The following is a 7116-nucleotide window of genomic DNA, read 5'->3' as shown; positions in this document are numbered from 1 at the left end:
TGTTTTTTAATCAGGTCATGCAGGGTCGGTCTGCTGATTTCAAGAAGTTTTGCGGCTCTGCTGATGTTGTTGTTGCTCAGGGCCAGGGCCCTGCAGACAACACTGTATTCTGCTGATTCGCGGGCCTGTTTCAAGGTAGAGAGCTTCTGGTTCTCCTCTTTGACATCGGACTGTTGAAATCCCATGTCCGTCAAGGAGATGATCTTGCCCTGGGTCGAGCCAAGGGCTCTTTTAATACGATTTTGCAGTTCCCTCACATTGCCCGGCCATGGGTGGGTAGCACGTGCTGCCAGGGCTGCGGGAGCAAATGAAGCTTTTCGCTGCAGTTTTTCAGATTCCCTGTTCAGGCAGTCCTGGGCGAGGAGCAGAATGTCTTCCTGTCGCTCTTTCAGGTCAGGCAGGTTGATCGGCACAACATTGAGACGGTAGAAGAGATCTTCACGGAAACGATTATTTTCAGTTTCTTCTGCAAGATTTCTGTTTGTCGCGGCAATTATGCGTATATCGAGTTTGATCGTTTCATTTCCACCGACCCTGTCAATTGTTCCTTCCTGGAGTACGCGGAGAAGTTTCACCTGCAGGGTGTGGGGAAGCTCTCCGATTTCATCGAGAAAAATTGTACCGTGATCGGCCTGTTCAAATTTACCGGTTTTACGTTTTGCGGCCCCGGTAAAGGAACCTTTTTCGTGGCCGAACAATTCACTTTCAAGGAGGTTTTCAGGAATTGCTCCGCAATTTATTGTGATAAACGGTTTGTCAGATCGTGAACTGAGGCTGTGTATTGCCCGGGCGGCTATTTCCTTGCCTGTTCCGGTATTGCCTGAAAGAAGAACAGGGTAATCCGTTTTCCCGGCATGGATGAACTGCCTGAAGATCTCCTGCATGACAGTGGAGGAGCCGATCATGCCGCAGAACTTGCCCTTTTCATAATTCCGGCACTGCTGCTGTCGGTTTTCCTCTTCAAGTTGATGAATTTTCAAGGTCCTGGAGAGGATTATTTTCAGTACTTTCAGGTCAATTGGTTTGGCACAGAAATCGGCTGCTCCCATGGCAACAGCCCGGATTGCGTTTTCTTTCTCAGCGTTTCCCGTGATGACAATGATGCGACAGTGAGGAGCAAGCGCGGGAATCTCCTCCAGAAGGGAAAACCCCTGTCTCGGGCTGTCCGGGTAAGGGGGAAGACCAAGATCAAGGGTTGCAATCCGGAAGACACCTGAGGCGAGTAACGGTTTTGCCTGTTTCACTGTTGTTGCGATGGTTATGTCATATTCTTTATCCAGGCCCCATCTTAACTGTTTGGCAACAGACAGCTCATCTTCGATGATGAGAAGTTTTGGTTTCATATATCAATCTGCCCGCAGAGGGAAATAAATTATCCTGAGAAAACAGGTTGTTTCAACCTTTTGAGCTTTGTATAAGCAAGGAAATCATAACAAAACCCTAATGAGTGTGCCGGGGGAAGGCAAGTTTTTTAATTCTTCTGATTCCCCAAGGCACCCATCAGATAGAAAAGGGAGGGGCAGTAATGAAAGGATGAGGCGAACATTTTCAATCAAAAAACATCCTGATTACGCATGGAACTCAGACAAATTGGAGATGTGCCTGTTTCCCCAGGTTCACAGGTGTCAGTCTGAGTTTTGTGTGTGATCCGTATATATTGATTGAAAATGTTCATAGTGACAGCCGGAGGACTATTTAAACTTCATCTCAAGGGTTTCCGTATGGTAGAGATGATTGATCTGGGTGTTGTCAAAAACTGCGATACCGAACGGATATGATTTGGACTTATCCGTGAACTGGACATCCTGTCTTTCGGCGTCTTTTCCTTCTGTTTTCAAGGCCCGCATGACTTCCAGGGTCCACATGCCGTTCTCAAAATGATTCCGTGCGAGAATATCTGCTCTGCCGCCCTGCATGGGGGAAATGGTTATACCGGGAATGATATCGCCGGGCTTGAAATGATCAACAAAGGGTACACGCTTGCTGGGGATGACGTAGTACATTTCATCCTGAGTCGGGTTGAGGTTCATGTAGGCCGGAGCGGATTTATCGGCATTGGCGTTCGTTTTGTACCCGCCTTTACCCGTATCACCCTTTCTTCCCCATCCCTTGTTTTTCTTGGGGTCGGTGTTGTTGTCCACATACTGGTCATCGAACATGCCCATGGGCAGGGAGCGGACATATTTGGCGTGCCAGATGTCTATCGTTTCGTCTGCTGATTCGGTGTATTTCCGGCCGGCGGAAGTGTCACCGGGTTCATCAAGATGGCAGGAGATCATGCAGCCTTCTTCCGCAAACCCCTTGGTGCTGATATTCCAGAACATGGCCAGCTTGTCTTCATAGTAGGTATTATCGTGTCCTGTACTGTCTTTTTTCTTCAGTTGTTTCCAACTGCCGTCCTTCTGCTTTACCCAGGGAAAACGGGCCATGCTCTTGGTCGGGTCTTTATAGGTGATGAGGAAGTAGACATATTTGTCGTCATACAGGGATTTGATATTGACGTCGGTACTGTCCATTCCCCCGTAACCATTGCTCGGTTCGTAAGGCTGTTCATCCACCGTAACGGTGATGGCCCTGGCCTTGCTCCATGCCTGGTCGGCCATGCCGTCCAGAACAATGGGGGAATCGGCCCTGGTGCTGATAAGGGTCTGGTCTGCAGCATAGGCTGCCGTGCTCAGGGCAAAAAGGGCTGCCAGAGTAACTGCTCCTGTCTTTTTCATACGTTCCTCCTTTGTGTTTTTACCGCAGGTCGGCCCGATCAGGCAGTGACACTTACAGATACCCTCCAGTGATAGCTGGTCACAGTTTGCTTAACTCGTGGTTGTCCATAGTTGGTCTTTTTGCCCGATATCTGCGTTGGCCGAAAAATTTTATCCTCGGAGGTAAGCGTAGACTCCGATATCAATTATATGCCTGCGGCAAAATTTCTCGGGCGCCTTGATCTCGAACAAAAATCCTCATTTCAGGACAGACACTGACTCTCTGGTGTTATTTACTTCCAATCGGGCCGCATTCCATGCGTAGTTGGAAATAAATGAATCCTACATTGTAGGAATATATTGATGGTGGGGACAGGCTGCCAGATAAAGGTTTTTCACAGAATCGAGTCATGTTGTGAAGTACAATTCACAAAATTTTTATAACTGTTGAATATTAATGGGAAAGAGTTTGCAGGAAGAGGTGGAGGCGGTCGATTATTTTTTTCCCCTGGGTTGTCAGTATATAGTTCTTTTCGTTGTCCTGGGTGACAAAGCTGTTTGCCTTGAGATTTTTCAGATGAAAATTGACCTTGGTGTGATCACTGATTTCCAGGTTCCTGGTTATATCCATAAACCGCATTTTCCGGTTTTGGGCCAGTGTTGCCAGGATCTGTCGTCTTATTCCATTGGACAGGCAGGCCAGAGTGGAATCCATGTCATGTTCGGAGAGCTGTTTCTCAAACTTCAGCTCCTCCAGGTTTTGCCTTACAGAGACAAGCAGTTCATTGCGTTTAAACGGTTTTGACAGATAATCATCAGCACCTCCTTTCATGGCGGCAACAGCATTGTCAACGGTCGAAAAAGCTGTAATCATAATGATTTTCAACCAGGGATAGTCGTTTTTCAAGAGCGGCATCAGTGCCAGACCACCCATTCCGGGCATCATATTATCCACGATGACAAGACTTGGAATGTTGTTTTTTATTCTTTCCAGCGCCTCTTCCGCTGTTCCACAGCCTGTGGCCGTCAGCCCATTGTCTTCGAGAATTTCAACTATCGATTCGCGCAGATCCCTGTCATCATCAATGACCAGAATGGTTTCATCTTTCATCTGCCGGTTCTCCCATGGTTTTTCCGTCTGTTGCCGGAAAGGAAACGGTTGCAACAGTTCCACCGTATTCGCTTGAAACAAGAGATATTTCCCCGCCATGCTGTTTGATTATATTATAACACACTGACAGGCCGAGACCTGTTCCCCTGCCGACTGGTTTGGTTGTGTAAAACGGATCAAAGACTTTGAAAAGATCTTTTTCGTGGATGCCGTGGCCGGTGTCAGTGAGTATTACAGTTACGGTGTTGTTCTGGACAAAAGATTCTATCTCAATGGAGTCTTCCTCCATGCATGCATCAATACTGTTCATCAGCAGGTTGATAAAGACCTCTTCAAGTTTCCAGAAAATACCCTCGATTTCCGGGACATCCTGAAGATTCAGGTTGATGTCCGGCCCCCGGCCGCGATTCTGCAGCAGATTGCAGGAGCTGGCAATAACCTGGTTGATGTCAACAGGTTCCAGGTCTGTTTCTTTTTCCCGTGAGAAATGGAGCAATTCCTGGGCGATTTTTGCGGCCCGGGCGCTGTTGCGTTCAATGGCTTCCAGTTTTCTGGCGATGCGTTCATCATCACCGGTCAGGTCTTTGAGCATTTCCACATTGAGGGAGACATTGGCAAGGGGATTGTTAATCTCATGGGCAATACCTGCCGCAAGAATACCCATGGATGTCAGTTTTTCCGACTGGGAAAAACGCAGCAGTCTCTCGTTGATCAGTTCATGCTGTTCGAGGTTGAAAACCGACAGGGCCCTGATGGTGAAGAACATGATGAGAAATGCTGAAATACTTCTGAAAAAAATCACTTTGATATTAAAAAAGGGGACGACAACCTGGGAGGGGATAAGGCCGGTCAATACGGCGTAGCAGATCATGAAAATGCCGGCCAGGATGAAATTGGCGGCCACTTTCCGGGAAAATGTTCTGGCTGTACGCGAATAGAGCATCAACCCGATTCCAGAGAGCAGACCGCCTGGAAATGCCACAAAGGTCCGGGTCATTGTGTCTCTGCCTGTCCCCATATCCAGGTAAGTTGTCAGGAGGATAAGTGAAAGGGCGGAAAAACCGATGATCGCCTTGACGCTTCGCGGGGTGGTTTTCAGGGCCTGGTCCCCGTAGTAGGTGATAATATTGATGAAGAGACCAAAATAGAGGAGCAGCATAAAGGAAATACTGACAACACCCAGTCTGAAAAGGGAAAAAGCGGGAGTCTTTATTGCCGGGGAGAGATGTTCGAGAAACTCAAGCCACTCGTGAAAACCATGGGTTATGCCGAAGAGGGCAAGGAGCCGGATGATTCTCGCGATACCCAGTTCACTCAGTCGTATTTCCCGGGAAAGGATGGCGACACCGAGGGTGAAAAAGGCAAGTCCATAGAGCAGGTAGAGGATAAAATTCCATACCATCGGGTCACCCGAGCAGATTTGCAAGGATATGGTGATGAACAGTGGAGAGCCGGTTCAGGTCGTCGATTTTTACCCGCTCATCTATCCTGTGGATTGTTTCATTGCATGGGCCGATTTCGATGACTTCCGTACCGGTTGGTGCAATAAACCGACCATCTGATGTTCCGCCTTCCGTCGAAAGGATGGCCCGATAACCGCATACGTTGTGGATTGCATCCCGGGTGGCCTGGAGAAGATCTCCGGCCTCTGTCAGGAACGGCAGGCCGGAATGACGCCAGGAGAGGGTGTGCCCGATGTCCTGCACCATTGTTTCGACCCTTTTCATGAGCATGGTATGCGTGACTTCGGTGCAGTAACGGAAATTGAATGCCAGTTTCAGTTCGCCGGGAATAATATTGTCCGCTCCGGTACCGCTGTTGATATTGGTCACCTGGAAACTGGTCGGCTGGAAGAACTCGTTGCCCCGGTCCCACTCGGTTGTGCAGAGTTCCTGCAGCAGAGGGGCCAGGGTGTGTATGGGGTTGCTGCCCGGCTTCGGGTAGGCCACGTGTCCCTGGGTGCCATGGACTGTCAGGTTTCCGTTCAGAGTTCCCCTGCGACCGTTTTTGATTGTGTCGCACAGCTTCTCCCGGCTTGAAGGCTCCCCCACTATGCAGAAATCTATTGTAATTCCCCTTTGCTGCAGATATTGAACAACTCTGGCCGTTCCGTTTGTGGCGATTCCCTCTTCATCGCTGGTGATCAGGAATCCTATTGTTCCCCGGTGGCGGGGATATTGGTGCAGGAATTGTTCGCATCCTGTCACCATCGCGGCAATGCTGCCCTTCATATCTGCCGCTCCCCGGCCATAAAGAAAGCCGTTGTGTATGGTTGGGGTAAATGGCGGAAAACTCCATTTGTTTTCCGGTCCCGGCGGGACGACATCGGTATGACCCGCAAAAACGAACAGCGGGTCTGCCTCACCGTGGGTGGCCCACAGGTTGTCAACATTGCCGAACCGCAGGGTTTCAATATGAAAACCGTTTTTTTCAAGTCGTTTTGCCAGTACCTTCTGGCAGCCACAGTCTTCGGGGGTAATGGAGGGGCGCTTTATGAGATCTATTGAGAGGCTTTCGGTGGTTGTTGCCATGGCCGGGTTCTGTTGAAAAGAAATTTATATTTGCAGAGTATGCATTTAAAGAGCAGGCAGGATTCAGATGTTATTTTTCCTCAGTTTTTACTATAGTTGAGATTATCCTTAAAAATTACTCACTATCGAGGTAAACGTCCATGTCTTTATTTCTGCCGGTAAAAGGTGGCGGCGAGGTTGCCGTCAAACCGTCCAAAATAATCTGTCTCGGTCTGAACTACCTGGAACACATCAGGGAAAGCGAGTCGGTGAATGTTCAGAACTTTACAGATGAAATCCCCACGGAACCTGTTCTTTTTCCCAAGATGCCCAATGTGCTTATTGCGCCTGAAGAACCGATTATTCTTCCCGCTTTCCTTCATCAGTATGATTTTCCGGATCTCAGGACCGATTATGAAGGGGAGCTGGCGATTATTGTCAAGGATCGGATAAAAAATCTGAAAGAGACTGAAGCCTTTGATCATATCCTCGGGTTTACCTGTTTTAATGATGTCAGTCAGCGTAATCTGCAGCGTTCGGATAAGTCGGGCTGGTTCCGCGGCAAGTCCCTGGATACCTTCGGGCCTGTTGGTCCCGTTGTTGTACCGCCGGGGCTGATAGGTGATGTGCAGAATCTGCAGATTGAAACCAGGTTGAACGGCAAAATTGTTCAGCAATCAAATACCAGCCGGATGATCTTTTCGGTGGAACAGATCATGGCTTTTGTCTCCAGGAATTTCACCATGGAGCCGGGAGATATCATTGTCACCGGCACACCCAGCGGGGTCGGGCCTCT

General features: G+C 48.8%; 6 protein-coding genes. 1 reads left to right on the top strand and 5 read right to left on the bottom strand.

Annotation, left to right across the window (positions count from 1 at the left end):
* The 5 genes from prsR to dapE form a co-directional block, all read right to left on the bottom strand.
* The coding region (gene prsR, locus ACXLDX_RS10340; RefSeq protein ID WP_457577105.1) for a PEP-CTERM-box response regulator transcription factor at positions 1 to 1343 on the bottom strand (1343 nt) is incomplete at its 3' end.
* 348 nt (positions 1344 to 1691) lie between these two features.
* Positions 1692 to 2720: an ethylbenzene dehydrogenase-related protein gene (locus ACXLDX_RS10335; protein ID WP_457577104.1), complete on the bottom strand. Its 1029-nt coding sequence runs from the start codon at positions 2718 to 2720 to the stop codon at positions 1692 to 1694.
* Between the two features lie 433 nt (positions 2721 to 3153).
* Positions 3154 to 3810, bottom strand: coding sequence for a response regulator (locus ACXLDX_RS10330; protein WP_457577103.1), 657 nt, complete (start codon positions 3808 to 3810; stop codon positions 3154 to 3156).
* Entirely contained in the window at positions 3800 to 5212 is a 1413-nt protein-coding gene (locus tag ACXLDX_RS10325) for a sensor histidine kinase (RefSeq protein ID WP_457577102.1), read from the bottom strand. The genes ACXLDX_RS10330 and ACXLDX_RS10325 overlap by 11 nt, the downstream gene beginning before the upstream one ends.
* Positions 5213 to 5216: 4 nt before the next feature.
* On the bottom strand, positions 5217 to 6341 hold the full coding sequence (gene dapE, locus ACXLDX_RS10320) for a succinyl-diaminopimelate desuccinylase (RefSeq protein ID WP_457577101.1): 1125 nt from the start codon (positions 6339 to 6341) through the stop codon (positions 5217 to 5219).
* Positions 6342 to 6481: 140 nt separating this feature from the next.
* Between dapE and ACXLDX_RS10315 the strand changes: the two genes are divergently transcribed.
* On the top strand, positions 6482 to 7116 hold a 635-nt coding region (locus ACXLDX_RS10315; RefSeq protein ID WP_457577100.1), incomplete at its 3' end, for a fumarylacetoacetate hydrolase family protein.

Source organism: Desulfomarina sp., assembly GCF_054039375.1.
Note: the sequence above shows the minus strand (reverse complement) of the source record. Positions and strands in the feature narration are given on the sequence as shown.